At 43.2% G+C, this 1,597-nt stretch carries 4 protein-coding genes and 1 pseudogene; all 5 read right to left on the bottom strand.

Going from position 1 to position 1,597, the window contains the following annotated elements; translation table 11 throughout:
• Positions 1-296, bottom strand: a pseudogene (locus ACFIKO_RS08915) (phage tail protein); the annotation flags it as partial.
• A complete protein-coding gene (locus tag ACFIKO_RS08920) occupies positions 293-364 on the bottom strand; it encodes a GpE family phage tail protein (RefSeq protein ID WP_375628648.1) in 72 nt (23 codons plus the stop codon). The gene ACFIKO_RS08920 and the pseudogene ACFIKO_RS08915, both read right to left, overlap by 4 nt.
• Positions 365-402: 38 nt before the next feature.
• Positions 403-690 (bottom strand): phage tail assembly protein, encoded by a 288-nt coding sequence (locus ACFIKO_RS08925; protein ID WP_375628611.1) that lies wholly within the window; start codon positions 688-690, stop codon positions 403-405.
• A gap of 2 nt (positions 691-692) precedes the next feature.
• Positions 693-1,199 (bottom strand): phage major tail tube protein, encoded by a 507-nt coding sequence (locus ACFIKO_RS08930; RefSeq protein WP_375628612.1) that lies wholly within the window; start codon positions 1,197-1,199, stop codon positions 693-695.
• A partial coding sequence (locus ACFIKO_RS08935; RefSeq protein ID WP_375673832.1) for a phage tail sheath C-terminal domain-containing protein occupies positions 1,199-1,597 on the bottom strand: 399 nt, incomplete at its 5' end. The genes ACFIKO_RS08930 and ACFIKO_RS08935, both read right to left, overlap by 1 nt.

Genomic DNA, 1,597 nt, shown 5'->3' on the forward strand with positions numbered 1-1,597 from the left:
CCCAGATGCATGGTTTTCATGGTGAGGGCAGCTACACTTGCCACAAGACCACCACCAGCAAGCCCTAAGACACCGGTAAAGACCGAAGCACGGCTTGCCGCCACTCCAAGAGCACTTTGAACGCCATGAAGGCTTTTTGTCATGTTTTTGACAGCAGCAGAAAAGCGCGGAATACCCAAACTATGTGAGAGTGTTTTAGACAATGTATCGAATTTTTTTTGTACACGTTTAAGAGGCGCGGTGAGTTTGTCTTCAAGAGACAGTTTCACCTTTGCATCAGCAACTTTTTCACTCATTTTGTCTTATACCTTTCTACTGCTTGTTTTCGCCAGAATATGAGTTCTTGCGGTTCCATTTCCATCATCTTTGAAAGGGACCAATGAAAAACAATGGCAATATCGGCTATGAGTTTCGCGGCAGTTTCCCAGTCGAGGTATCCCGCCGCTTGATAAAAGACTCTAAAATCTCTCCAATGCTCGACAAGTCATTAATATCGAGTTCTCCAACCGCTTCATGTGCCCATCCAGAAAGGCGTGCAACCATAGCAATTGTTTGCTCTATGCCTTCTTTTTTGTCGATTGCTTGCACATCTTTTGTTTTGGGGCGATGTAAGGTGATTTCGGTATGCTCTTTTCCTTCAAAGGTAACCGGTACAAGTAATTTATGTGTAATGCTTGTTTGTACTGTCATTTTTATAATCCTATGTTTTCTCTATGATCTGCTAATTGATTGACGCCATTGAATTTTCTGATGAGGTTGAGGGCGTCTATCTCAACAATTTCAACGTCCTTCTGGACATATTTGAAATACTGTAATGTGAATGTTGCTGTGGATGTTGCTTTGCTCCCCGGTTGCCATTCTGCCATTTCAAAGCCTTTGCATAGTCCTCTCATGGTAATGACAACACCTTCTGCGGGTGTGCCTTGCGCTTGCATTGAACTTCGTAATGAAATGTCGACATCAGTGCGCCCCAACAGTGCCATTAACTCTGGAGAGCAATCAGAAATGGTCATGCTAAGTGTGAGAGTTTCAAGACCAAGATCAACTTCAATGGAGGAGTCCATGCCTCCGCCACGATAACTTTCAACAACCAAGTTCAAATTCGGTAATGTTACGCTTTCACATTTTGCTTGATAGGGAATGCCGTCGACAAAAATGTTAAAATATTTCAAAACTCTTGGTAAAACGGGGATAGCCATTAAAAAATCTCCTCTAAATAATCATTCACAATGCGTGAACGGAATGTGATGTGTTCTGCTGGTGTTGTTGGTGTGAATTCGACATTGAAATAGACTCTGCCGCTTTCAATAGCGCTTGCTGTATTCAACTCTGGATCAGGCGTACAACGCCCACCAAGAATGGCGCCTTGTGCTTTTAAATCACGCAAATAGGCATTGACGCTTTCACTCACGTCATGCATGTAGGTTTTTTTGATATTGCGGTCGACAGCCCATAGATGCCCGCGCAAAATGGCGTCATTGATCATATCTGCGGTTCTCACCACCGATAAGAAAGCAAACTTTGTATCGCTTGAAAGGGTGCGATTACCCCAAAGACGATAACCATTTTCGCGGATAATTGTTGTGATGTTTTGTTC

The organism is Bartonella sp. TS82HLJMH (assembly GCF_042193495.1).
GTDB lineage: Bacteria > Pseudomonadota > Alphaproteobacteria > Rhizobiales > Rhizobiaceae > Bartonella > Bartonella grahamii.

Bases quoted from the DNA above. Each gene is read 5' to 3' on its own strand.
- ACFIKO_RS08925 (WP_375628611.1), bottom strand. From the start codon at position 690: ATGACAGTACAAACAAGCATTACACATAAATTACTTGTACCGGTTACC.
- ACFIKO_RS08930 (WP_375628612.1), bottom strand. From the start codon at position 1,199: ATGGCTATCCCCGTTTTACCAAGAGTTTTGAAATATTTTAACATTTTT.